Raw genomic sequence first — 23,815 nt, forward strand, 5'->3', positions numbered from 1 at the left:
GACACCACCTCATTCGAACGTAGACACACATGCAATTCCCCGAATCATGGCTCCGTAGCTTCGTCGATCCCAAGCTCTCGACCGACGAACTCGCTCACGCGCTGACGATGGCCGGTCTCGAAGTCGAAGACCTGCGCCCGGTCGCGCCGCCGACCGCGAAGATCGTCGTCGGGCAAGTGCTGGAAGTGGCGAAGCATCCGAACGCCGACAAGCTCAACGTCTGCCAGGTCGACGCCGGCACGGGCGAGCAGTTGAACATCGTCTGCGGCGCGCCGAACGTGTCGCCGGGCATCAAAGTGCCGGTGGCATTGATCGGCGCGGTGTTGCCGCCGGTCGAAGCGGGCGGCGAGCCGTTCGCCATCAAGCCGACGAAGCTGCGCGGCATCGACAGCCAGGGCATGCTGTGCTCGGCGCGCGAACTGAAGCTGTCCGAAGACCACAGCGGTTTGCTGATTCTTCCGGCGGACGCGAAGGTCGGCGAGGATATTCGCGAAGCGTTGAATCTGGACGACACCGTCTTCGAAATCAAGCTCACGCCGAACAAGGCGGATTGCCTCTCGGTGTTCGGCGTCGCGCGCGAAACGGCTGCCATCACCGGCGCGCCGCTGAAGACGCTCGAGATGCCGCCCGTCAAGACGACGCTCTACGAAAAACTGCCGGTCAAGGTGCTGGCGCCGGACTTGTGTGGCCGCTTCTCCGGCCGCGTGATTCGCGGCGTGAATGCACGCGCGAAGACGCCGCAATGGATGGTCGAGCGTCTCGAGCGCTCAGGCCAGCGCAGCATCTCCGCGCTCGTCGATATTTCGAACTACGTGATGCTCGAACTCGGCCGTCCGACGCACGTGTTCGATCTCGACAAGATTCACGGCGGCATCGAAGTGCGCTGGGGCAAGAAGGGCGAATCGCTCAAGCTGTTGAACGGCAACACCGTCGAGCTCGATGAAACCGTCGGCGTGATCGCGGACGATCGTCAGGTGGAAAGTCTCGCGGGCATCATGGGCGGCGACAGCACGGCCGTGTCGCTCGATACCACGAACATGTATCTGGAAGCCGCGTTCTGGTGGCCCGACGCCATCCGCGGCCGCGCGCGCAAGTACAACTTCTCGACGGATGCGGCGCATCGCTTCGAGCGGGGCGTCGATTATTCGACGACCGTCGAGCATATCGAGCGCATCTCGCAACTGATTCTCGATATCTGCGGCGGCGAAGCCGGTCCGGTGGACGACCAGATCCTCAACGTGCCCGAGCGTCGGCCGGTGACGATGCGCGTCGAGCGCGCGCATCGCATCATCGGCGTCGAGATCGGCGCGGAAGAGATCGCGCAGATTTTCACGCGCCTGAACCTCGCGTTCGAGCGCGACGGCGACACCTTCAAGGTCACGCCGCCGCCGTATCGCTTCGACATCGAGATCGAGGAGGATCTGATCGAGGAAGTCGCGCGCATCTACGGCTTCGAGAAGATCCCGGCGCGTCCGCCCGTGGCTGCGAGCGAGATGCGCCGCACGAACGAGACGGTCCGCTCGATTCACGTGCTGCGTCATGCCGTTGCCGCGCGCGACTATTCGGAGACGGTCAACTTCAGCTTCGTGGATGCCGAGTGGGAGAAGGACTTCGCCGGCAACGAGAATCCGATCAAGCTCATCAATCCGATCGCGAGCCAGCTCTCGGTTATGCGCACGACGCTCTTCGGCAGTCTGATCGACGTACTGCGCTACAACCTGAACCGCCGCGCGGAACGCATCCGCGTGTTCGAAGCAGGGCGCGTGTTTTTGCGCGATGCATCGGTGAAGGCGGGCGAACTCACCGTGGAAGGCTTCGCGCAGCCGAAGCGCATCGGCGGTCTCGCGTATGGTCCCGCGCTCGAAGAGCAGTGGGGCGTGGCGTCGCGTCAGGTCGACTTCTTCGACGTGAAGGGCGACGTCGAGGCGCTGTTCGCGCCGGTCGTGCCGCGCTTCGTCAAGGCCGAACATCCGGCGCTGCATCCAGGACGCAGCGCGCGCATCGACGTCGCTGGGCGCGCGGTCGGCTGGATCGGCGAACTGCATCCGCGCTGGATGCAGAAGTACGACCTGCCGCACGCGCCGATTCTTTTCGAAATCGATGCCGAGGCGCTCATGGAACGCGCGCTGCCGACGCCGTCCGAAGTGTCGAAATTTCCGCCGGTGCGCCGCGATATCGCCGTCGTCGTGGATCAGAACGTGCCCGTGCAGGCGCTTCTCGACGAGCTCGAAAACGCCCGTTCGGAACCCGCCTGCAAGTACGTCACGCGGGTTGTGCTTTTCGATGAATTCCGTCCAAAATCAAACACTTCCGGCGGTTTGGGAGCGCATGAGAAAAGTCTTGCCTTCCGTGTAACGTTGCAAGATACTGGCGGCACGCTTCAGGACGAAACGGTCGACACGGCCATCAACACGCTGGTGGATCGCCTGGCTCGAGTACACGGCGCGCGGTTGCGCGGATAGCCTGCAGTTGGCCCCTCCGTCTCAATCGCATTTGCCGTTTTACCGATATGAACCAAATGAACTCGAGTGATTTCGAAGCCCTTCTTTCGGCGCAGCGTAGCGCCATGACCCGAGACAACACCACTTCGGGCGCGTTGTCGAATGACACGCCGACGCTCACCAAAGCCGAACTGGCGGAAATGCTGTTCGACCACGTCGGTCTGAACAAGCGCGAAGCGAAGGACATGGTCGAAGCGTTTTTCGAGGTCATCCGCGACGCGCTCGAAAGCGGCGACAGCGTCAAGCTGTCGGGCTTCGGCAACTTCCAGTTGCGCGACAAGCCGCAGCGTCCGGGACGCAATCCGAAGACTGGCGAAGCCATTCCCATCGCGGCGCGGCGGGTCGTCACGTTTCATGCTAGCCAGAAGTTGAAGGCGCTGGTCGAAACGGGAGCGGAGACGAGTCTGACTCGCTGACGCGTATCTCGCGCCGAAGGGCGCATCCCGCTGTCCGACCGCCGCGCTTCATCGACATCACTCACCACGATGGTTGATCGACGATGGAAAAAGTCGTCTTGCCTCCGATCCCGGCCAAGCGTTATTTCACGATTGGCGAAGTCAGCGAGTTGTGCGGTGTCAAGCCGCACGTGCTGCGCTATTGGGAACAGGAGTTCACGCAGCTCAGGCCGGTCAAGCGGCGCGGCAACCGCCGGTACTATCAGCATCACGAAGTCTTGCTGATCCGGCGGATTCGCGAACTGCTTTACGAGCAGGGCTTCACGATCAACGGCGCGCGTAATCGGCTCGACGCGCAAGGGCGCGCCAATGGCGACGATGCCATGTCCCCCGAGTCGTCCGGCGCCGGAGAGGCGCAGCAGCCGTCCGTCGACGTCGACCAGCTTCGCAAGGAGATCATGCAGGTGATCGATCTGCTCGGCGGGTAAGCGCCGGTGCCATGAATACGACAAAGCCGCGATCGCGTATCGCGGCTTTTTCGTTTGCATCGAGCGTGCATCGCAGGGCGGCTGTACGATACCCGCGTGTCTTTCTCGTTCTCTTCAGGGAGGCTTTATGCGAGTGTTGATCGTGGGCGCGACGGGATTGCTGGGCACGGAAATCGCGCGGATCCTGGCGCCCGAGCACGATGTGATAACGGCCAGCCGCAAAGGCTCGGATGTGGCCGTGGATTTGTCCGACAAGGCAAGCATCGCGGCGATGTACTCGAAGGTCGGCAACGCGGGCGCGGTGCTGTGCGTCGGCGGAACGGCGAAGTTCGCGCCGCTCGACTCGCTTTCCGACGACGACTTCGCGTTCAGTCTTGCCAACAAGCTCATGGGACAGGTCAACCTCGTGCGCTGCGCGATCGGCCATGTGGACGAGGGCGGCTGCATCACGTTGACCAGCGGCACGCTCGCTCAACAGCCGATGATCGGCAGCGCGGCGGTCAGCATCGTCAACGCGGGCGTCGAAGGATTCGCGCGTGCGGCGGCGCTCGAGTTGCAGGGCAAGCTGCGCGTCAACGTGGTGAGTCCGGGATGGGTCGCGGAGACGCTTCAGTCGATGGGCAAGGACCCGTCAGGCGGCATCCCGGCCGCCGATGTGGCGCGGGCATACAAGCGCACGATTGACGAAGCGATGACCGGAGAAGTGCTGCTCGTCGCCAAGGGATGAGCAGTGTCAGCCCGGCGCGGCCTTGACGCTTTTCTCCGATCCCGCGACCGACCAATAGACGATGCTGGGCCCGATACCGCGCGGTGGGTAAATGCGCCAGTCGTTCGCGCCGTGGTGAAAGAAGTAGAGCGCGTAGAAGCCGCCGCGTATCGTATCGGGCGCGCTGACACAGACATAACGGCTTCCGCCAGGATAGATGCGGCCGAAGCGCGCCACGCGCGCAGCACTTCGCGCATCGAACCTTCTGGCGATCTCATTGCGCAAAGAGGATGGGACGTGATCGGGCTGGGCGCGCCTGTGATCGACAGGCGCGCAAGCGGACAGAGGCATTGCGGTGCCGCTCCTTATGTGTCAGTCGAACATTAGAGCTTAAGTGGCTGTTGCGCAAGTGAAATCTCGCGCGCCGCAGCGGTTTCGAGACACGCGCTCGGCGCGGAGCGTCGTCTTGGCTGAGTTAGGAAACCGTAGCCGAATTAGACAAAAGGCTCTCCGGCCAGAAGCCGGAGAGCCTTTTGAATTTTGGTCGGGGCGAGAGGATTTGAACCTCCGACCACCTGCACCCCATGCAGGTACGCTACCAGGCTGCGCTACGCCCCGAAAGAGCGAAAGTATATCAGAGCGAAACGGATAGTAGAACTGCTTCGGCGATTTTTACGGCAAACGTCGAAGAATCCACTTCTGCCGCTCCTGCGTTACGACGCTGCGACCGAGGTGGCTTCGGCATCCACCATGTCCGGCATCTTCTCCTCTCCGACGCGCGGCTTGACGCTCCGTTGCCGCTGCCGGAACCGCAGCGCAAGCACCAGCGACACCGCGCACGGAACGAGATAACCGAGCACGCGCGCGCTCCACGCCGTGCGCGAACCGACGGCCTCGTACCGCGTATGTGCATGGAAGCCCGCGGACGCGAACACCATCGTCAGCGTAAAGTCGAGCACCATGGCCAGCACGCAAAAGACGCAGTAGATGAGCGCGCCGTTCCAGACCGGTTTGCCGATCGCCGCGTTGGCCGTGCGGCACGCGAAGAGCACGGCGCCCAGCAGTAACAGATTGAAAAGCAACGGAACCCAGGGGAAGTCCATGTGCGGATGCCTCATGCGCTGAAGAGATCGGCAGTCCGCCAACCGGACGCCGGGCGCGATCTTCACACGCAGCCCCGTTTCGCTTGAATAAGAGTATTCCTAATCAGTTTGGCCGATCCGCCAGCGCCCCGGAGAGAAAGTCGATGAACGTGCGCACCTTCGTCGTCATGTACTTGCGGCTCGTGTACACCGCGTAGACGGCTGGCGCAAAGGCCGCGTAGCTCGGCAAGACGCGCACGAGCGCGCCCGATTCCAGCTCCGCTTCGACGATCCACAGCGGAAAATATGCGAGGCCGATGCCGGCTTTCACCAGTTGTAGCGCCATCGAAGTGTCGTTTGTTTTCAACACGGCTTGATTTTTGACGGTGACAGCGCCGTCCGGGCCGGAAAGCGTGACCGACTCGATGTTCGTATATGTCGGCAAGACCATGCGATGCCGCGCAAGATCGTCGGGATGGCGAGGCTCGCCGTGACGTTCGAGATAAGCGCGCGAGCCAGCCAGCACGAACGGCATCGTGCACAGCGGCCGCACGATCAGCGAGGGCGAAGGCTCCGACGTCGCGCGCAACGCCATGTCGTAGCCTTCTTCGACGAGATCGACGAAGCGGTTCTCCAGCCGCAAGTCGACCAGCACGCCGGGATAACGCGCCTGATACGCGACGAGCAGATCCGCGAACCGGCGATTCGCGAACCAGCCCGGCGCCGTTACCTTCAGCACGCCCTTCGGCTCGGCGGTCTGTGCGCCGACCGCCGCCTCGGCCGCCTGCAATATATCGAGCGCCTCGCGGGACTGCTCGTAATACACGCTGCCGGCTTCGGTCAGGCTCAGGTGCCGTGTCGTGCGGTTCAGCAGCCGCACGCCGAGTTGACGTTCGAGATTCGCGACATGCTTGCTCGTCATCGCCGTCGACATGTCGAGGCGCTCGGCCGCCTTCACGAAGCTGCCGGCTTCGACCACTTCGCGAAACACGCGCAGGCTGGTGAGCGCATCCATCGTTCAGAGTCCGCGGGAAAGGGAAAGCGCGATCTTAGCCGGATCACTTCGGCCATTCATCGAGCGCGTCGTTGAAGAGCGAAGCGACGACGCCGCGCAGCCACGTCGTGCGCGGATCGTTGTGATACTTGCGATGCCAGTGCTGCTTCAGGTCGAAGCGCGGCAACGGGAGCGGCGGCTCCGCGAGTGTGATCGACGCGTGCTCGGCGACATACGCGAAGCCGATCGCATGCGGCACCGTCGCGATCAGATCGGTGCGCGACAGGATGAACGGCAAGCTCATGAAGTGCGGCGTCTCCAGAACCGCGCGCCGCCGCACGCGCTCTTTGTCCAGATAATTCTCAAGAATCTCCTGGCTGCGACCTTCGGCGCGCACCACCGCGTGACCGCATTCGACGAAGCGTTCCAGCGTGAGCGGCGCATTCGCAAACGGATGATCGCGCCGCATCAGGCAGATGAAGCGATGCGAGAAAAGCCGCTGCTGAAAGAAGTTGTTGCCATGCAGGTCGGGAAAGTAGCCAACGGCCAGATCGATGTCGCCGGACGCGAGCCCGCGCTCGACTTCGCCGTGCGATGCCGACACCGAGCGCAGATTCGCGTGCGGCGCTTCTTTTGCGAACGCCTGCAACAGGCGCGGCAGAAACACGATCTCGCCGACATCCGAGAGCGCGATCGCGAACGTGTCGGTGCTGGAAGACGGATCGAAATGCTGCGTGTCCAGCAGCCCGCGCTCGATGCGGCTCAGCGCCTCGCGCGCCGCAGGCACGAGCGCGAGCGCACGCGGCGTCGGTTCCATGCCGCGCGACGTCCGCACGAAGAGCGGATCGTTAAAGTACTCGCGCAGCCGCCCGAGCGCCGTCGACACGCGCGGCTGACTCACGCCGAGCCGTTCGGCTGCGCGGCTCACGTTGCGCGTTTCCTCGATGGCGACGAGAAACGGAATCAGGTTCAGGTCGAGGTCGTTCATGATGTGAAGCGCAGGCTGCCGTCAGCCGCGTCGCGCGACCAGTTCAGACACGCGTTGCGCCGCGCTTTGTAGCGGGTCGAGAAACGCCTTCACCATCTGCTTAGCGTTCTTGCGCTGCGCGTTGCCGCTGATGTTGAGCGCCGCGATCACGCGGCCTTGCCGGTCGCGGATCGGCGCGGACATCGAGATCAGTCCTTCTTCCAGTTCCTGATCGACGATCGCCCAGCCCTGACGGCGCACCAGCGAGATCGCGTCTTTCAACGCATTGCGGTCGGTGACCGTATGCGGCGTTCTCGCGACGATGTTGCTGGCGTCGAGCACCGCGTCGAGCCGCGCGTCGTCGAGCGCCGAAAGCAGCACGCGGCCCATCGACGTGCAGAACGCGGGCAGACGGCTGCCGATGGACAGATTCTGCGTGATGATCTTGTGCGTCGGCACGCGCAGCACATAGACGATTTCCGCGCCGTTCAGCACGGCCGCCGAACAGCTTTCGTGAACCTGCTCGACGAGATCCTCCATGACGGGCTCGGCCAGATTCCAGAACGGCATCGACGTGAGATAGGCGAAGCCGAGATCGAGGATCTTCGGCGTCAGTTGAAAGAGCCGGCCGTCCGCTTCCACGTAGCCGAGCGACTGCAACGTGAGCAGAATGCGCCGCGCGCCGGCGCGCGTGAGGCCCGTGGCGGCGGCGACATCGGTGAGCGTCTGCGCGGGGCGGCTCGCATCGAACGAACGAATCACGGCCAGGCCGCGCGCGAACGACTGCACGTAGGCGTCGCCGGGACGCGACGGCGCGTCCTGCACGTCGGTATCGAAAGAGGGCGTTGGAAGCTTGTTCATGACGTTCTCGGACGGCTCTGGCTCCGTACAAACCCGCGAATTGCGCGGGTTTCGTTGACACTGCAACGAACGCGGGACTACCATTCGGTTGTTCGCTAAACGAATCGATGTTCGCATATCGAACATACTCACGCAAGCGTCATCGACGCGCAGGTAAACCCGAAGTTCGACGCAGCGCGCAGTGTCTGCGCGCGCCGGACGGGACCGGAGAAGAACGGCAATGATCAACAAGATTTTCGAATCGCTCGCGTCCGCGGTGGCGGATGTTCACGACGGAGCGACCATCATGATCGGCGGATTCGGCACGGCGGGCATGCCGTCCGAACTGATCGACGCGCTCATCGAACAGGGCGCGCGCGAGCTGACCATCGTGAACAACAACGCGGGCAACGGCGACACCGGACTCGCCGCGCTCCTGAAGGCAAAGCGCGTGCGCAAGATCATCTGCTCGTTCCCGCGGCAGACGGATTCGCATGTATTCGACGCCCTCTACCGCGCCGGCGAGATCGAACTGGAACTCGTGCCGCAGGGCAATCTCGCGGAGCGCATTCGCGCGGCGGGAGCAGGCATCGGCGGCTTCTTCACGCCGACCGGCTACGGCACGAAACTCGCGGAAGGCAAGGAAACGCGCGAAATCGACGGCAAGCATTACGTGCTGGAATCGCCGCTGCATGCGGACTTCGCGCTCGTGAAGGCGTTCAAGGGCGACCGCTGGGGCAATCTGGTCTATCGTAAGACGGCGCGCAACTTCGGGCCGATCATGGCGAGCGCCGCGAAGACGGCCATCGTGCAGGTCTCGAAGGTCGTGCCGCTCGGCGAACTCGACCCGGAAAATATCGTGACGCCCGGCATCTTCGTGCAGCGCGTCGTGGAAGTGCCGCAAGCGGTGCATGCCGCCGAACTCGCCGCCGAGGCCGCATAAAGGATCAATGCCATGAAGAAACTGACTCGTGACGAAATGGCCAAGCGCGTGGCCGCGGACATTCCCGAAGGCGCTTATGTGAATCTGGGCATCGGCGTGCCGACGCTCGTCGCCAACCATCTCGCGGCGGACCGCGAAATCTTCCTGCACAGCGAAAACGGACTGCTCGGCATGGGCCCGGCACCGGCGAAAGGCGAAGAAGACGACGAACTGATCAACGCCGGCAAGCAGCACGTCACGCTGCTCACGGGCGGCGCGTTCTTTCATCACGCGGATTCGTTCGCGATGATGCGCGGCGGACATCTCGACTTCTGCGTGCTGGGCGCGTTTCAGGTGTCGGCGAAAGGCGATCTGGCGAACTGGCACACCGGCGCGCCCGACGCGATTCCGGCCGTCGGCGGCGCGATGGACCTCGCCATCGGCGCAAAGCAGGTCTACGTGATGATGGAACTGCTGACGAAGCAGGGCGAAAGCAAGCTCGTGGCCGAGTGTTCGTATCCGGTGACGGGCGTGCAGTGCGTGGATCGCGTCTACACGGACCTCGCCGTGTTCGACGTGACGCCCGATGGCTTCGCGGTGCGCGAGATCGTCGACGGTCTGTCGTTCGAGGAATTGCAGAAGCTGGCGAACGTGCCGCTTCAGTACACGCCGGTATCCGAGGCAGCCTGAGAGACATAGGCAGAGACAAACAGAATTGGAGCAAGCGATGAAAGATGCATTCGTATGTGACGCGATCCGCACGCCGTTCGGCCGCTACGCCGGCTCGCTGTCGTCGGTGCGCGCGGACGATCTCGGCGCCGTGCCGCTGCGCGCGCTGATGGAGCGCAACAAGGAAGTGGACTGGGAAGCGGTCGAGGAAGTCATCTACGGCTGCGCGAATCAGGCGGGCGAAGACAACCGCAACGTCGCGCGCATGTCCGCGCTGCTCGCGGGCCTGCCGGTCGGCGTGCCGGGCTCCACGGTGAATCGTCTGTGCGGTTCGGGCATGGACGCCATCGGCATCGCGGCGCGCGCCATCAAGTCGGGCGAGGCAGGGTTGCTGGTCGCGGGCGGCGTCGAAAGCATGAGCCGCGCGCCGTTCGTCATGGGCAAGGCGACGAGCGCGTTCTCGCGTCAGGCCGATATCTACGATACGACCATCGGCTGGCGCTTCGTCAATCCGCTGATGAAGAAGCAGTACGGCGTCGACTCGATGCCCGAAACCGCCGAGAACGTCGCGGACGACTACAAGGTGAGCCGCGAAGATCAGGACGCGTTCGCGCTGCGCAGCCAGCAGAAGGCGGCGCGCGCGCAGAAGGACGGCTCGCTCGCGCAGGAGATTACGCCGGTCACGATCCCGCAGAAAAAGGGCGATGCGATCGTCGTCGATCGCGACGAGCATCCGCGTGAGACGAGCCTCGAAGCGCTGGCGAAGCTCAAGGGCGTCGTGCGCCCGGACGGCAGCGTGACGGCGGGCAACGCGTCGGGCGTGAACGACGGCGCCTGCGCGCTTCTGATCGCCGACGAAGACAGCGCGAAGCGCCACGGCCTCACGCCGCGCGCGCGCATTCTCGGCATGGCGACCGCTGGCGTGCCGCCGCGCGTGATGGGCATCGGGCCCGGCCCGGCGTCGCAGAAGCTGCTCGCGCGTCTTGGCATGACCATCGACCAGATGGACGTGATCGAGCTCAACGAAGCGTTCGCCTCGCAGGGCCTCGCGGTGCTGCGCATGCTCGGCGTCGGCGACGACGATCCCCGCGTCAATCCGAACGGCGGCGCGATCGCGCTCGGCCATCCGCTCGGCGCGAGCGGCGCGCGGCTCGTCACGGCGGCGACGTATCAGCTCGAACGCTCCGGCGGCCGTTTCGCGCTGTGCACCATGTGCATCGGCGTGGGGCAGGGCATCGCGATGGTCATCGAACGCATCTGACGACATGTTCGACTCCACCGGACGCCTGACCGACCTCATCTGCGGCAGCGAAGCGGCCAACGCCGTATGGTCGCCGCGCGCCACCGTGCAGGCCATGCTCGACGTCGAAGCGGCGCTCGCGCGCGCGTCGGCGAAAGCGGGCGTGATTCCCGCGAGCGCCGTCGATGCGATCGTCGCCGCGTGCGACGCCGACAACATCGACGCGGCCGCGCTCATGTCGGGCGCGGCGGCGGGCGGCAATCTCGCGATTCCGCTCGTCAAGCAACTGACCGCCGTCGTCAAGGCGCGCGACGCCGAAGCCGCGAAGTACGTGCATTGGGGCGCGACGAGCCAGGACATCATCGACACGGGCGTCGTGCTGCAATTGCGCGCGGCGCTCGCTCACATCGACGCTGATCTGCAAGCGCTCGCAAATGCGCTTGCGAATCAGGCGGACAAGCATCGCGCGACGCCGATGATCGGCCGCACGTGGCTGCAACAAGCGCTGCCGATCACGCTCGGCCTGAAGTTCGCGCAATGGCTGGACGCGGTGACACGTCATCGGGCGCGTTTCGCCGATGTACGCGCACGCGCGCTCGTGCTCCAGTTCGGCGGCGCGGCGGGCACGCTCGCGAGCCTGCGCGACAAGGCGCTGCCGACGGCGCGCGCGCTCGCCGATGACCTGCGCCTCGCGCTTCCCGCGCTGCCGTGGCACACGCAGCGGGATCGGATCGCGGAAGCGGCGTCGTTCTTCGGCATGCTGACGGGCACGCTCGGCAAGATCGCGCGGGACATTTCGCTCATGATGCAGACGGAGCTCGGCGAAGTGGCCGAGCCGTCGGCGGCGGGCAAGGGCGGCTCGTCGACGATGCCGCACAAGCGCAACCCGGTCGGCTGCGCGGCCGTGCTCACGGCGGCCACGCGCGCCCCGAATCTCGTCGCGACGATCTTCGCCGGCATGGTGCAGGAACACGAGCGCGCGCTCGGCGGCTGGCAAGCCGAGTGGGAAGCGTTGCCGGACCTCGCGCGGCTGACGGCGGGCGCGCTCGCCAACGTGAAAGACATCGTGCCGGGGCTCGAAGTGAACGTCGGGCGGCTCGCGGCGAATCTGAACGCGACGAACGGCCTCGTGCTCGGCGAAGCCGTGATGCTCGCGCTCGGCGACGCCATCGGCCGGCTCGACGCGCACAAGCTCGTCGAAGGCTCGTCGAAGGCGGCGGTCGCGAGCGGGCAATCGCTCTTCGACGTGCTCGCCGCGAACGAAACGGTCAGCGCCCACCTTTCGCGGGAACGCCTGAAGGAACTGCTCGATCCGGCGAACTACGTCGGTCAGGCTCAGGCGTTCGTCGATGCCGCGCTCGCGCAGCATCGCCAGTATCAAGATCAAGATACGGAGCAATAACAGCATGCCTTTTGCCGATATCAACCAAACCCGGATTCACTACCGGATCGACGCCACCGCCGGCCACGACGCGCCGTGGCTCGTGCTCTCGAATTCGCTCGGCGCGGACGTGTCCATGTGGACGCCGCAGATCGAGGCGTTCGCGAAACACTACCGCGTGCTGCGCTACGACACGCGCGGTCACGGCCATTCGGATGTGCCGCCCGGCCCGTACACCGTCGATCAGTTGATCGGCGATGTCGTCGCGCTGATGGATCATCTCGGCATCGAGCGCGCGAACTATTGCGGCCTCTCGATGGGCGGCCTGACCGGCATCGGGCTCGCTGCGCGTCATCCCGAGCGGTTCTCGCGCGTCGTGCTGTCCAACACGGCCGCGAAGATCGGCTCGGACGCCGTCTGGACGCCACGCGCCGCGAAAGCACGCGAGGCCGGCGGCATGGCCGCGCTCACCGACAGCGTCATTGCGCGCTGGTTCACGGCGCCGTTCATCGAGCGGGAGCGGCTCGTGCTCGCGAATATTCGCGACGTGTTCCGCCATACCTCGGGCGACGGCTACGCGTCCAACTGCGAGGCGATCCGCGACGCCGACCTTCGCGAAGAAGCGAAGACCATCGCGCTGCCGGTGCTCGTGATCGCGGGCACGCACGACATGTCGACGACGGCCGAGCAGGGCCGCGAACTCGCGAGCGCCATCGGCGGATCGCGCTACGTCGAACTGGATGCCGCGCATCTGTCGAACATCGAGAAGCACGACGCCTACACGCACGCCGTGCTCGACTTTCTCGGAGAACAGCAATGACCGACGACGAACGCTACGAAGCCGGCATGAAGGTGCGCCGCGCGGTGTTGTCCGACGCGCACGTGGACCGGTCGCTTGCCAACCGCACGGACCTCACGACCGAATTCCAGAACTTCATCACGCGTTACGCGTGGGGCGAGATCTGGACGCGCGAAGGCTTGCCGCGGCACACGCGCAGTCTCATCACCATCGCGATGATGGTGGCGCTCAACCGCAGCGAAGAACTCGCGCTGCACCTGCGCGCCGCGAAAAACAACGGCGTGACGCAGGACGAGATTAAGGAAGTGCTGATGCAGACCGCGGTCTATTGCGGCGTGCCTGCGGCGAACTCCGCGTTCCACCTCGCGCAGAAGATTTTCGAGGAGGAAGCGCGGTCGGGCGGGCAGTAACCGGATCACCTTCGAAAAAGCCGTCTCCGCGATGCCGGAGACGGCTTTTGCGCTTTTAGAACGCGTAGTACGGGCCGTTGCCCGCTGGGGTCGCGCGGCCTTCGAGCGCGGTGAACACGCGCCGGCCGTAGAAGAACGGCAAGCCCCAGTCGAAGAAGCCGCTCGCCGGCCCCGCCAGATTGCTGAACGCGTTATTGCCGCTCGACAGAAGCGTCGTCGATTTGGCGACGGAAAACGACACGCCGACCGACGCGCCGGTCGCGGAACTGAGCGTCGCGTTGAGCGTTTGCGTCGTCGCTGGACAGTACCAGACGCCGCACGACGTCAGCGTGGTCGACGGGAAGAAGAGGCCGTTCGATCCGCTGTCGATGAAGCTCGAACCGTAGTTGCTGCCGCCGAAGTTCGTCGAGACGTAGCCTGTGATCGAGTTGGACTTGAGCACCGTCGCCGAGCCCAACAGGTTATTCGCCTGCGATCCGATGCCGAAGGTCATCGTCCCCGCGACCGCGGACGCGCCTTCGGGCGGCACGGCCGGCAATTCGATCAGCACGCCGTTGTTGTCCGTGGCAAAGCGCGCGACCGGATTCGTCACTTGCTGCGCGACGGCGACCGTGGTCGCGGAACACGCGCTCGACGTGCAGTCGTAGTACCAGCGCGGCATCGCGGACGCAGCGCAACCGGCGCCGCAATCGGCGGTGAACGGCCCGACGCCCAAAATGCCGTTGCCGCGCAGATTCGACGCAGTGAGCATCGGCAGACCGGACTGGCTGCAATCCGTGGCGGCGGCGGGGATGGCGGGATCCGCGATCAACTGAACGGAGGTCGCGCTCGCCACCTGGCCGGCGAGGCGCACATCGGCCTGGCGGACCGCGCCCCACGTATAGCCGGAGCCGAACACCGCGCATTCCGCGACTGCCGAGTTGCCCGCCTTGCCGGCCGCCAGAGGTAACGCAATCGACGGATCGAGCGCGGATGCGAGCACGCGCAAGCCTTGCGAGCCGGTGTCCACCTGAATGTTGTCGATGGTCTGGCACCGGTTCGTGCCGGGCACGCACAGCGTGACGCTCGTTTGCAGCATGTTCCGCGTGCCGGTAGGGATGTGCGTCACCTGAATCGGCTGCACGTTGGGCGTCGTCGACTGAACGACGACGTTGCTCGCGGCGGGCGGCGCGCTCGCGGCAACCGGCGTGCTGGCCGGCGCGGGCGTACTTGCGGCCGTCGGCGCGGGCGTGGTGGGCGAAGCGGTCGTGTTTCCCGAGCCACCGCCGCCGCATGCATGGAGCAACAGAAACACGGCGATCACGGGCAGGCGGAAAAGCGTGCGGATGGTCATGACTGGTCTCTCGCGCTCTATTGAATATCCGCCGCCGATACGCCCGCCGGCAACGCGCTCGCGAGCCACGCGCGCCCGCTGAATTCTCGCAATCGCGTCCGATTCTCGACCCTCAGATCCGCGTCCGAGACGCGCGCGGTGTGCAGCCCGGCATCGCCTGCCGTCGCGCTCGCGCCGTCCCGAAAGCGCGAGAAGTAAGCGCCGAGCAGCGCCTCGACGTTCGGCATCGCCGGTCCGCGCCACGACACGGCGTACACGGTGCCGGCCGCACCGACGTATTCGCGCACCACGATGCCGTGGGGATCGGTCGTCTCGCGGTAGGTCACGAGCCCGCTCTGCGCCCGGTGGACGACCGCGCCGTCCGATGCATCCGACGCGCGTTTCGTCGCGCCGAGTTGCGCATGGCACAGCGTGCTGATGCCGAGCGAGAAGCACAGCGCCGGAACAAGGTACTGAGGATGTCTTAAGTCCCGCATCGTTCTCTCCGATCGTTTTAGGAGTAGTCCTATTTTTGGGATCGAACTTTAAGATGAATGCGGAGCAGGGCGATACCAGACGTGGCTTACTCGGAAACTGAAGAAATGAGACAGATAAATCCGAAAAAACAAGACCTTGCGCAGAGCCGGCGCTGCCCATTGACGATTTGCGCGGATGTCATAAATTGTCAAATGTGTGGGGAGCGGTCGAATGCTGATGGCGCATGACGCCATCGCGGCGGCCCCGTTTACGGACGGCGGTCCGCGATGTGACTGCGACCGTCGAGCGTGCCCGGCGAGTCGCTTACCCCTCTTTTTGCACGGCGTTGCGCCGGACCGGTAAAATGCTGGGTTGATCCACGGACGACGCCGTGGCGTAGCGGAAGGACTTTCCAGACATGACAGATTTTCGTGTAACCAAGCGGATGGCTGCGCTCTTCGCGGTGGCCGGAATCGTGGCGGGTTGCGGCACCTCATCGCCCACCGCGATCAACTACAAGAGCGACCAACGCTCGAAGCAATCGTCGCTCGCCGTTCCGCCGAACCTTCTCGACGAAGCGGTCGACCAGCGTTCGTTGCCGCCGCAAGGCGGGCAGGCGTCGCTCTCGGATCTCCAGCAGGTTCAGAAAGTCGCGCCGAGCGCGCCGACCGTGGTGCCGCCGGTTTCCGGCATGCACATTCAGCGCGACGGCGCGGAGCGCTGGCTCGTCATCGACAACAAATCGCCCGATCAGGTCTGGCCGCAAATCCGCCGCTTCTGGCAGGAGCAGGGCTTCCTGCTCGTCGTGGATTCGCGCGACAAGGGCGTGATGGAAACCGACTGGAACGAAACCCATCCTCAGATTTCCGACGGCCTCATCCGCGACACGCTCGCGAAGGCCACCGGCAACTCCTATGTGACCGCCGAGCGCAACAAGTACCGCACGCGTCTGGAAGCGGCATCGAACGGCGGCACGTACGTGTTCATCAGCCAGAAGGGCATGCGCGAGGCGCTGACCGGCGTGAACAACGACACGAGCCAGTGGCAGGCGCGTCCGAACGATCCCGCGCTTGAGAACGAATACCTGAAGCGGCTGATGTCGTCGCTCGCCATCGCGGACTCTCGCCAGGCGGCGGGCGTCGCGGGCGCAGGCGACACCGCTGCATCCGCGAACGCGCAACCCGCGAAGGGCGGCGACAGCAAGGCGGCCGCCACGGCCGCGCAGAACGTCGCGAACGCTGGCAACAGCCCGATTCGCAACGAGACGGTGCCGCAGGCGGAGTCCGCGCAACTCACGTTGCCCGAAGCGTACGACCGCGCGTGGCTGCGCGTGGGCATCGCGCTCGACCGGGCGAACTTCACGGTGGACGACCGGGATCGGGCGCGCGGCGTCTACTTCGTGCGTTATGCCGACCCGAACGACAAGTCGGCGCGCGAGCAAGGCTTCTGGAGCCAGGTTTTCCACGGCCGCAAGGAAATCGCCGTGAAGCAGTATCAGGTCAACGTGCGCGCCATTACCGAAGGCGAAACGCGCGTGGCGATCGTCGATGACAAAGGCCAGGTCGATTCGTCTCCGCAAGCGCGGCAGATCATGGCATTGCTGGCTGATCAGATCAGCTGATCCGGCGTTTGGTGCGAACTGGTCGCTCAGTGCTTAAAGAACCGCCTTTCACGAGGCGGTTTTTTTTCGCCACGCACATAGGCGAACGGCGAACTGAGCGCCGAATGCAAAGTGTGCCGCCAGACGAATTGCATGCGAAGTACGTGCTCATATTGCGCAGAGGATTCTTTTCACTGTTCAATGTGCGCAATAGCTTATAAAAAAATCTCCGGGGACAGTACATTGCGGTCATGGCGTGATTGACGCATCGCCGCTCGATTCAAAGCAGCAAGTCACCGCAGACAATACCCGATAACGGCTCGCGACAGCGAGTCCCGATGGCCCCGTCGCCTATCCTCGTAGGGCGACGGCTTTTGCCCGCGTTCCACCCGGAACGCGGGTTTTTTCTTTGTGCGTTTAAATCGTTTTCGGCGCGTTTTCCGTCACGCGTTTATGCTTCGTTTTTAATCGTTCAGCGAAGACAGGAGAAAAAGCGTATGTCAGAAGTCGCCGTGGTCGCCATTTTTATCGCCAAGCCGGGGAGAGAAGAAGAGTTGCGGCAAGTGCTGGAAGCCAACGTCGCGCCGACGCGCCAGGAACGCGGCGCGCTTCAGTACGATCTGCATCGCGACATCAAGGAGCCGCGCCGCTTTATCTTCGTCGAACGTTGGGAAAGCGAGGCCGCGCTCGCGGACCACGGCCAGACCGCGCACATTCAGGCGTTCAGGGCCAAGGCTCCCGAGCTCTGCGAACACGGCGAAGTGCACGTCGCGAGCAAGCTGCTCTGAGCAGTTCCCCGCGCGGCAGCGGGGATCAGTGCGTTTCGTGCGGGATGTCGAGGATCAGGATGATGGTCCAGTCCGCTTCGCCGTCATGATGATACTGACGTTCCGCCACGATAAACGGCTGCTGCTTGCCTGCCGGCCCGAGAAACAGCACGTCGCCCTCCATCGGCAGGCATTCGACCGGCGGCAGCGCCAGAAACGCGTCCTTGTTGGCGTTGCGCGGCATCAGTTTCTCGATCTTGCGCGATGCCGCTTCGGTCCATTCGATATCGAGTTGAATATTGCTCATGCTGTCGTTCGCACGCGAGTGCGCTCCACGGTTGAATCGTTGAAAAAGACGATGCGCAATGTAGCACACGCCATGCGTTCCCCGTGACGCGCCCAGCATGTACGAACGGCTCGCGGGCGTGGACCCGCGGGCCGTTTTTCATGCGGCAATCTGCGACGCGTATTTCAAATTTCTTCGTACAGCGGCAGCGTCAGAAATTCGGTGAACTGCTCCGAAGTCGACATCGTTTCGAAGATCTTCGCGGCGCGTTCATACGGCTTCGTATCGCTGCCCGCGCCGCCGACGCTTTGCTTCACCTTCTCCAGTTCGTCGATGATGATCTCGCGCACCATCGCGGCCGTGACCTTGCGGCCGTCGTCGAGCTTGCCCTTCGGCGAACGAATCCACTGCCAGACTTGCGAGCGCGAAATCTCCGCCGTGGCCGCGTCTTCCATCAGATTGTGAATCGGCACGCAGCCATTGCCCGCGAGCCACGATCCGAGGTAATGGATGCCCACGTTCACGTTGTTGCGCAGGCCCGCTTCGGTGATCGGCGCTTCCGGGCGGAAATCGAGCAAGTCGTGCGCGGTCACTTGCACGTCGGGGCGCTGCTTTTCGATCTGATTCGGCTTGTCGCCGAGCACCTTGACGAACTCTTCCATCGCGACCGGCACCAGCCCCGGATGCGCGACCCAGCCGCCGTCGTAGCCGTCGGTGGCGTCGCGAGCCTTGTCGGAGCGCACGCCGCCCATCGCCTTGTCGTTCGCGGCGGGATCGTTCTTGATCGGAATCAACGCGGACATGCCGCCGATGGCGGGCGCGTTGCGCTTGTGGCACGTCTTCAGCAATTCGAGCGCGTAGGCGCGCATGAACGGCACCGTCATCGTGATCTGCGAACGGTCCGCGAGGCAGAAGTCGGGATCGTTCTTGAACTTCTTGATCGCGGAGAAGATGTAGTCCCAGCGGCCGGCGTTCAGGCCGGAACTATGTTCGCGCAGCTCGTAGAGAATCTCGTCCATTTCGAACGCGGCGAGAATCGTCTCCACGAGCACGGTCGCGCGAATCGTGCCGCGCGGGATGCCGACGCCTTCCTGCGCCGCGATGAAGATGTCGTTCCACAGACGCGCTTCGAGATGGCTTTCCATCTTCGGCAGATAGAAGTAGGGGCCGCTGCCGCGAGCGATCAGTTCCTTCGCGTTGTGAAAGAGATAAAGCGCGAAGTCGAAGATCCCGCCCGACACGCGCTGACCGTCGACGGTCACGTGCTTCTCGTCGAGATGCCAGCCGCGCGGACGCACGATCAGCGTCGCGATCTTGTCGTTGAGCGTGTACGACTTGCCGTTCTGCTCGAGCGAGATCGTCCGGCGCACGGCTTCTTTGAGATTGATCTGGCCGACGATCTGGTTCTCCCACACGGGCGCGTTCGAATCCTCGAAGTCGGTCATGTAGGAATCCGCGCCTGAGTTGAGCGCGTTGATGATCATCTTGCGCTCGACCGGGCCGGTGATTTCGACGCGTCGGCATTGCAGATCCTTCGGCAGCGGCGCGACGGTCCAGTCGCCTTCGCGGATCGCCTTCGTTTCGTCGAGAAAGACGGGGCGCTCGCCTGCGTCGAGGCGCTGGGTGCGCTCCACGCGCGCGGCGAGCAGTTCCTGACGGCGCGGCTCGAACCGGCGATGCAGCATTGCGACGAACGCGAGCGCCTCGGGCGTCAGAATGGCTTCGAAGCCGGGCTTGGTCTCAGCCGAAATGGCCATGCCTTCCGGCAACGCGAGCGGGTTCGAAGGGTGCGTCATGTGTTTTCTCCTTGGTCGGTCAGACGGTTTTGCTTTTGGGTTCTACTGTTTTGGCGATGACGAGCGCTTTCGCGCGCCCGCCCGATCGGCGGCGAGGGGAATCGGCTGCTGCGCGCAACCCCCTTCGATGAACGCGACGAGGTCGTTCATGCCGCGCCCCATCGCGCGCGGCGCGACGCCGAGCTCCTCGACCGGCAAGCTCGCGCGATCCAGCCAGAACGTGGTGTAGCCGAACCACGTCGCGCCCGCGATATCCCAGCCGTTGGACGAGACGAACACGATCTCGCGCGCCGCCGCGCCGAACGCCTTCAGGCCGAGTTCATAGGCAGCGGCGGCCGGCTTGAACGCGCGCACGGGTTCGACCGACAACACGTGATCGAAGAAGCCCGTCATGCCGGCGCTTTTGACGGCGATGTCGAGCATCGGCGGATTGCCGTTCGACAGAATCGCGAGCGGCAGGCCGTGACGTTCGCGCAGCGTTTTCAGCGCGGGCAGCGTGTCGGGAAAGGCGGAGAGGCAGGCGTATTCGTCCATCAGGCGCTTTTCGGCGGCGGCCGTCAGCGCGTCCGCGAGGCCGAGGCGCGCGGCTGCGTATCGCAGGGCGTCGATGGTGATGTCCCAGAACGGCGCGTAATGGCTGCCGGCCGGATCGGCGAGGGAGCGTAGCTGCGTGTATTCGATTTGCTTCTGCCGCCAAAGCTGAGACAGCGCCTGGCCGTTGCCGGGAAAAAGCTGTTCGGCGGCAGCGACGACCGAGTGAACGTCGAAGAGCGTGCCGTAAGCGTCGAAGATGACTGCGCGGGGAAGAACAGGCGAGGGTGTGGACGATGCGGGTGTCGTTGTGGCCGACATAGCCGTGCGCTCCATAAAGAGGTCGGGGTCGATTCTATTGGTGATCGAACAGGTGGAAAAAGGCTGGCGAGATCACTTGATCTTTTACTTTTTCATACCTAATCTGTGCGCCAATTCCCCGCATTGACGAGCAAAGCGCATGGATCGGTTCAAGCAGATAGAGACGTTCGCCTCCGTCGCGGCGAAAGGCAGTCTTTCGGCGGCGGCGCAGGCGGAAGGCATCGCGCCGGCGGTCATCGGCAGAAGGCTGGACGCGCTGGAGGAACGTCTCGGCGTGAAGCTGCTCGTGCGCACGACGCGCAAGATCACGCTCACGTTCGAAGGGTCCGCGTTTCTCGAAGACTGTCAGCGCATCATCAACGACATGCAGAACGCGGAGGCGAGCGTGTCGGCGGGCGGCGTGAAGGCGAGCGGGCACGTGCGCGTGTCGGCGCCTGCGGGCTTCGGCCGGCGCCACGTCGCGCCGCTCGTCGCAACCTTCACGACGCTGCACCCGGACGTCTCCGTGAGCCTCGACCTGACGGACCGCATGGTCGATCTCGTGAACGAAGGCTTCGATTGCGCGGTGCGGCTCGGCGAGTTGCCGGATTCGTCGCTCGTGTCGCTCAAGCTCGGCGAAAACCGGCGCGTCTGCGTGGCGTCGCCCGAGTATCTGCAGAAGCGCGGCAAACCCGCCACGCTGAGCGCGCTCGCCGATCACAACTGCCTCGCGCTCGGCGCGTCCGCCAATCAGCAGCGCGGCTGGGTGTTTCAACAGGACGGCAAGGTCGTGACGATCAAGGTGTCCGGCACGATGGAATGCTCGGACGGCGCCGTGCTGCATGATTGGTGCCTCGAAGGGCGCGGCCTCGCGTGGCGATCGTGGTGGGAAGTGGGCGCGGATATCGGCGCTGGGAGGCTCGTCAGCGTGCTCGACGATTTCGCCGCGCCGCCCATCGGCATTCACGCCGTGTTCCCGCAGCGCCGGCACCTGCCGTTGCGGGTGCGGCTGTTTCTCGATCTGCTCAAGCATACCTATGCCGCTCCGGGATACTGGGAAGCGCTCGTTTCGTAACGAGACTCGCTACGGATTCCTACTTATCGTTATCTCGACTGCATCGCCGCGCGGCCGCCTGACTACAATGAAAAGCGTGCCCCGCCGTTCGAAGGAGGACGCCATGTTCAAGCACATCCTGGTACCGACCGACGGCTCCGAGCTGTCGCAGAAAGCCATAGACGGCGCCATCGACCTCGCGCAGTCCGTCGGCGCGCGCATCACGGCTTACGCGTGTCTGCCGCAGTATCCGTACTCGCCGTTCGCGGATGTCGCCGTCGAGCCGCCCGACGACTTTCATGCCCGAGCCGAACGCGAGGCGCGCGAGCATCTGCGGGCTGTCGAGCGCGCGGCCGAGGAGGCGGGCGTGCCGTGCGACAGCGTGACGAGCATCGAGGCGGCGCCGTATATCGGCATCATCGACGCGGCGGAGCAGAACGGCTGCGACGTCATCCTGATGGCGTCGCACGGCCGTCGCGGGCTCGGAAGCCTGCTTATCGGCAGCGAAACGCAGCGCGTGCTGACGCACACGCGCATTCCGGTCATCGTGTACCGCTGATGTCGCGGCGGCCGACGCGCCTGCCACGCGCGCCTCGGCCGCCGCTTTCTTTACCGCTCTCCCTGATTCAGCCTGCCCTCGGGCATTTCTTTACGCGACTTTCTTGTCGAAGAACTGCTCGTCTTCGGTCGATCCGTGCAGCGCGGTCGTCGATGCTTCGCGCTCGACCGTCTGCGTGACGGCATCGAAATAGCCCGTGCCCACTTCGCGCTGATGCTTGACCGCCGTGAAACCCTTGTCGGCGGCGGCGAACTCGGCCTGCTGCAATTCGACGAACGCGCTCATCTGCGTGCGCGCATAGCCGTGCGCGAGGTTGAACATCGAGTAGTTCAGCGCGTGGAAGCCCGCGAGCGTGATGAACTGGAACTTGTAGCCCATCGCGCCGAGTTCGCGCTGGAACTTGGCGATGGTCGCGTCGTCGAGGTTCTTCTTCCAGTTGAACGACGGCGAGCAGTTGTACGACAGCAGCTTGCCGGGGAACTGCTTGTGGATGGCCTCGGCGAACTTCTTCGCGTATTCGAGATCCGGCTTGCCCGTTTCGCACCAGACGAGATCGGCGTAGGGCGCGTAGGCGAGACCGCGCGACACGGCCTGTTCGAGCCCCGGCCGCGTGCGATAGAAGCCTTCCACGGTGCGCTCGCCGGTCAGGAACGGCTTGTCGTTTTCGTCGATGTCGGAGGTCACGAGATCGGCGGCTTCGGCGTCGGTGCGCGCGACGAGCAGCGTCGGCGTGCCGCAAACGTCCGCGGCGAGACGCGCGGCGACGAGTTTCGCGACGTTCTCGCGCGTCGGCACGAGCACCTTTCCGCCCATGTGGCCGCACTTCTTCACGGAGGCGAGCTGGTCTTCGAAGTGAACGCCTGCGGCGCCGGCTTCGATCATCGCCTTCATCAGTTCGAACGCGTTGAGCACGCCGCCGAAGCCGGCTTCCGCGTCCGCCACGATCGGCGCGAAATAATCGATATAGCCTTCATCGCCCGGGTTCTTGCCTTCGGACCACTGGATCTGATCGGCGCGCGTGAACGTGTTGTTGATGCGCTTCACGACGAGCGGCACCGAATTGGCCGGATACAGCGACTGGTCCGGATACATTTCGCCCGCGATGTTGGCGTCGCCGGCCACTTGCCAGCCGGACAGGTAGATGGCCTTGAGGCCGGCCTTGACCTGCTGCATCGCCTGGTTGCCGGTCAGCGCGCCGAGCGCATTGACGAACGGCTCTTCCTGGATCAGCGACCACAGTTTCTCGGCGCCGCGTCGCGCGAGCGTATGCTCGACCGGCACCGAGCCGCGCAGGCGCACGACGTCCTCGGCCGAGTAGCCGCGCTTGATGCCTTTCCAGCGCGGATCGGTTTCCCACTGCTGATGGAGTTGCTGGGCTTGTTGTTGACGTGACGTCATGTCGTTTCTCCTTGAGATTGGGCTGTACGACGAAACCGTGGTCGATGCTTGATCGCGTCTGAGCAAGTGCTGCTGGGGTTTGCTCAACTCTTATATAAGAGTGTAGGCCGGTCGGTGGTCGAGAAAAAGCGGTCGCAAGGAGTTTTGGTTGATAGAAACCGCATTACGAATCAATCAGTTAGTCTGTTCATTTCATATCGCGCAATGTCCTTTCCCATGCTGCAATCGGGTCTGTTGTGCCGCGCAGCAACGCTTTTGCGACGCAAAAAAACGTTGCGCATTATGAAATGCGGAGATAAGCGAAAAAAAACCGATGCGCGAGGCATCGGTTCCTTGTCCTG

Annotated in this window: 25 protein-coding genes and 1 tRNA gene; 14 read left to right on the plus strand and 12 right to left on the minus strand. The window is 64.2% G+C overall.

The genetic code is table 11. From position 1 onward, the window contains the following. The first annotated feature begins 29 nt into the window (after positions 1-29). From pheT to NCR34_RS06105, 4 genes are all read left to right on the plus strand, one after another. Positions 30-2,462 (plus strand): phenylalanine--tRNA ligase subunit beta, encoded by a 2,433-nt coding sequence (pheT, locus tag NCR34_RS06090; RefSeq protein ID WP_250499300.1) that lies wholly within the window; start codon positions 30-32, stop codon positions 2,460-2,462. A 47-nt stretch (positions 2,463-2,509) separates the two neighbouring features. Next, positions 2,510-2,917 (plus strand): integration host factor subunit alpha, encoded by a 408-nt coding sequence (locus tag NCR34_RS06095; protein WP_159835930.1) that lies wholly within the window; start codon positions 2,510-2,512, stop codon positions 2,915-2,917. An 83-nt stretch (positions 2,918-3,000) separates the two neighbouring features. Beyond that, on the plus strand, positions 3,001-3,384 hold the full coding sequence (locus NCR34_RS06100) for a MerR family transcriptional regulator (RefSeq protein ID WP_250499301.1): 384 nt from the start codon (positions 3,001-3,003) through the stop codon (positions 3,382-3,384). A gap of 127 nt (positions 3,385-3,511) precedes the next feature. Then, complete coding sequence (locus NCR34_RS06105; RefSeq protein ID WP_250499302.1) at positions 3,512-4,111, plus strand: short chain dehydrogenase; 600 nt, start codon at positions 3,512-3,514, stop codon at positions 4,109-4,111. Positions 4,112-4,117: 6 nt separating this feature from the next. Here NCR34_RS06105 and NCR34_RS06110 read toward each other — a convergent pair whose 3' ends face one another. From NCR34_RS06110 to NCR34_RS06135, 6 genes are all read right to left on the minus strand, one after another. Further along, the gene (locus NCR34_RS06110) at positions 4,118-4,441 is read right to left on the minus strand and encodes a hypothetical protein (RefSeq protein ID WP_250499303.1); all 324 of its coding nucleotides are present in this window, start codon (positions 4,439-4,441) and stop codon (positions 4,118-4,120) included. A gap of 190 nt (positions 4,442-4,631) precedes the next feature. Further along, positions 4,632-4,708 (minus strand) — tRNA-Pro (locus NCR34_RS06115). A 95-nt stretch (positions 4,709-4,803) separates the two neighbouring features. Continuing rightward, complete coding sequence (locus tag NCR34_RS06120) at positions 4,804-5,193, minus strand: hypothetical protein (protein ID WP_250499304.1); 390 nt, start codon at positions 5,191-5,193, stop codon at positions 4,804-4,806. Positions 5,194-5,296: 103 nt separating this feature from the next. Beyond that, on the minus strand, positions 5,297-6,187 hold the full coding sequence (locus NCR34_RS06125; RefSeq protein WP_250499305.1) for a LysR family transcriptional regulator: 891 nt from the start codon (positions 6,185-6,187) through the stop codon (positions 5,297-5,299). Between the two features lie 43 nt (positions 6,188-6,230). Beyond that, positions 6,231-7,154 (minus strand): LysR family transcriptional regulator, encoded by a 924-nt coding sequence (locus NCR34_RS06130; protein ID WP_175940085.1) that lies wholly within the window; start codon positions 7,152-7,154, stop codon positions 6,231-6,233. A gap of 21 nt (positions 7,155-7,175) precedes the next feature. After that, complete coding sequence (locus NCR34_RS06135) at positions 7,176-7,994, minus strand: IclR family transcriptional regulator (RefSeq protein ID WP_250499306.1); 819 nt, start codon at positions 7,992-7,994, stop codon at positions 7,176-7,178. 220 nt (positions 7,995-8,214) lie between these two features. Between NCR34_RS06135 and NCR34_RS06140 the strand changes: the two genes are divergently transcribed. The 6 genes from NCR34_RS06140 to pcaC are packed head-to-tail and all read left to right on the plus strand — an operon-like array spanning position 8,215 to position 13,394. Then, positions 8,215-8,916 (plus strand): 3-oxoacid CoA-transferase subunit A, encoded by a 702-nt coding sequence (locus tag NCR34_RS06140; RefSeq protein ID WP_250499307.1) that lies wholly within the window; start codon positions 8,215-8,217, stop codon positions 8,914-8,916. Between the two features lie 12 nt (positions 8,917-8,928). Continuing rightward, on the plus strand, positions 8,929-9,585 hold the full coding sequence (locus tag NCR34_RS06145; protein WP_175940088.1) for a 3-oxoacid CoA-transferase subunit B: 657 nt from the start codon (positions 8,929-8,931) through the stop codon (positions 9,583-9,585). A 37-nt stretch (positions 9,586-9,622) separates the two neighbouring features. Then, complete coding sequence (gene pcaF, locus NCR34_RS06150) at positions 9,623-10,825, plus strand: 3-oxoadipyl-CoA thiolase (protein WP_250499308.1); 1,203 nt, start codon at positions 9,623-9,625, stop codon at positions 10,823-10,825. A gap of 4 nt (positions 10,826-10,829) precedes the next feature. Further along, the gene (locus NCR34_RS06155) at positions 10,830-12,206 is read left to right on the plus strand and encodes a 3-carboxy-cis,cis-muconate cycloisomerase (RefSeq protein WP_250499309.1); all 1,377 of its coding nucleotides are present in this window, start codon (positions 10,830-10,832) and stop codon (positions 12,204-12,206) included. Positions 12,207-12,210: 4 nt separating this feature from the next. Next, complete coding sequence (gene pcaD / locus NCR34_RS06160) at positions 12,211-13,005, plus strand: 3-oxoadipate enol-lactonase (RefSeq protein ID WP_250499310.1); 795 nt, start codon at positions 12,211-12,213, stop codon at positions 13,003-13,005. Beyond that, positions 13,002-13,394, plus strand: coding sequence for a 4-carboxymuconolactone decarboxylase (gene pcaC, locus NCR34_RS06165; RefSeq protein WP_175940092.1), 393 nt, complete (start codon positions 13,002-13,004; stop codon positions 13,392-13,394). Before pcaD ends, pcaC begins: the two co-directional genes overlap by 4 nt. 55 nt (positions 13,395-13,449) lie before the next feature. Here pcaC and NCR34_RS06170 read toward each other — a convergent pair whose 3' ends face one another. Beyond that, positions 13,450-14,727, minus strand: coding sequence for a DUF3443 domain-containing protein (locus NCR34_RS06170; protein ID WP_250499311.1), 1,278 nt, complete (start codon positions 14,725-14,727; stop codon positions 13,450-13,452). Between the two features lie 17 nt (positions 14,728-14,744). After that, the gene (locus NCR34_RS06175) at positions 14,745-15,203 is read right to left on the minus strand and encodes a DUF2844 domain-containing protein (RefSeq protein WP_250499312.1); all 459 of its coding nucleotides are present in this window, start codon (positions 15,201-15,203) and stop codon (positions 14,745-14,747) included. Positions 15,204-15,601: 398 nt separating this feature from the next. Between NCR34_RS06175 and bamC the strand changes: the two genes are divergently transcribed. Continuing rightward, positions 15,602-16,804, plus strand: coding sequence for an NlpB/DapX family lipoprotein (bamC, locus tag NCR34_RS06180; RefSeq protein ID WP_248322068.1), 1,203 nt, complete (start codon positions 15,602-15,604; stop codon positions 16,802-16,804). 476 nt (positions 16,805-17,280) lie between these two features. Further along, complete coding sequence (locus tag NCR34_RS06185; RefSeq protein ID WP_250499313.1) at positions 17,281-17,571, plus strand: putative quinol monooxygenase; 291 nt, start codon at positions 17,281-17,283, stop codon at positions 17,569-17,571. Positions 17,572-17,596: 25 nt separating this feature from the next. On the opposite strand, the gene NCR34_RS06190 is transcribed toward NCR34_RS06185, so the two are convergent. From NCR34_RS06190 to NCR34_RS06200, 3 genes are all read right to left on the minus strand, one after another. After that, positions 17,597-17,857, minus strand: coding sequence for a DNA-binding protein (locus NCR34_RS06190; protein WP_175940097.1), 261 nt, complete (start codon positions 17,855-17,857; stop codon positions 17,597-17,599). A 164-nt stretch (positions 17,858-18,021) separates the two neighbouring features. Then, on the minus strand, positions 18,022-19,632 hold the full coding sequence (gene aceB / locus NCR34_RS06195; RefSeq protein WP_250499314.1) for a malate synthase A: 1,611 nt from the start codon (positions 19,630-19,632) through the stop codon (positions 18,022-18,024). 42 nt (positions 19,633-19,674) lie between these two features. Beyond that, entirely contained in the window at positions 19,675-20,484 is an 810-nt protein-coding gene (locus tag NCR34_RS06200) for a haloacid dehalogenase type II (RefSeq protein ID WP_250499315.1), read from the minus strand. 139 nt (positions 20,485-20,623) lie between these two features. Between NCR34_RS06200 and NCR34_RS06205 the strand changes: the two genes are divergently transcribed. Together NCR34_RS06205 and NCR34_RS06210 are read left to right on the plus strand one after the other, a co-directional pair. After that, entirely contained in the window at positions 20,624-21,538 is a 915-nt protein-coding gene (locus tag NCR34_RS06205) for a LysR family transcriptional regulator (protein WP_250499316.1), read from the plus strand. A 103-nt stretch (positions 21,539-21,641) separates the two neighbouring features. After that, the gene (locus NCR34_RS06210; RefSeq protein WP_159835955.1) at positions 21,642-22,076 is read left to right on the plus strand and encodes a universal stress protein; all 435 of its coding nucleotides are present in this window, start codon (positions 21,642-21,644) and stop codon (positions 22,074-22,076) included. Positions 22,077-22,166: 90 nt separating this feature from the next. Here NCR34_RS06210 and aceA read toward each other — a convergent pair whose 3' ends face one another. Next, the gene (aceA, locus tag NCR34_RS06215) at positions 22,167-23,474 is read right to left on the minus strand and encodes an isocitrate lyase (protein ID WP_175940102.1); all 1,308 of its coding nucleotides are present in this window, start codon (positions 23,472-23,474) and stop codon (positions 22,167-22,169) included. Between the last annotated feature and the right edge of the window lie 341 nt (positions 23,475-23,815).

Source organism: Caballeronia sp. GAWG1-5s-s (assembly GCF_023631445.1).
Lineage (GTDB): Bacteria > Pseudomonadota > Gammaproteobacteria > Burkholderiales > Burkholderiaceae > Caballeronia.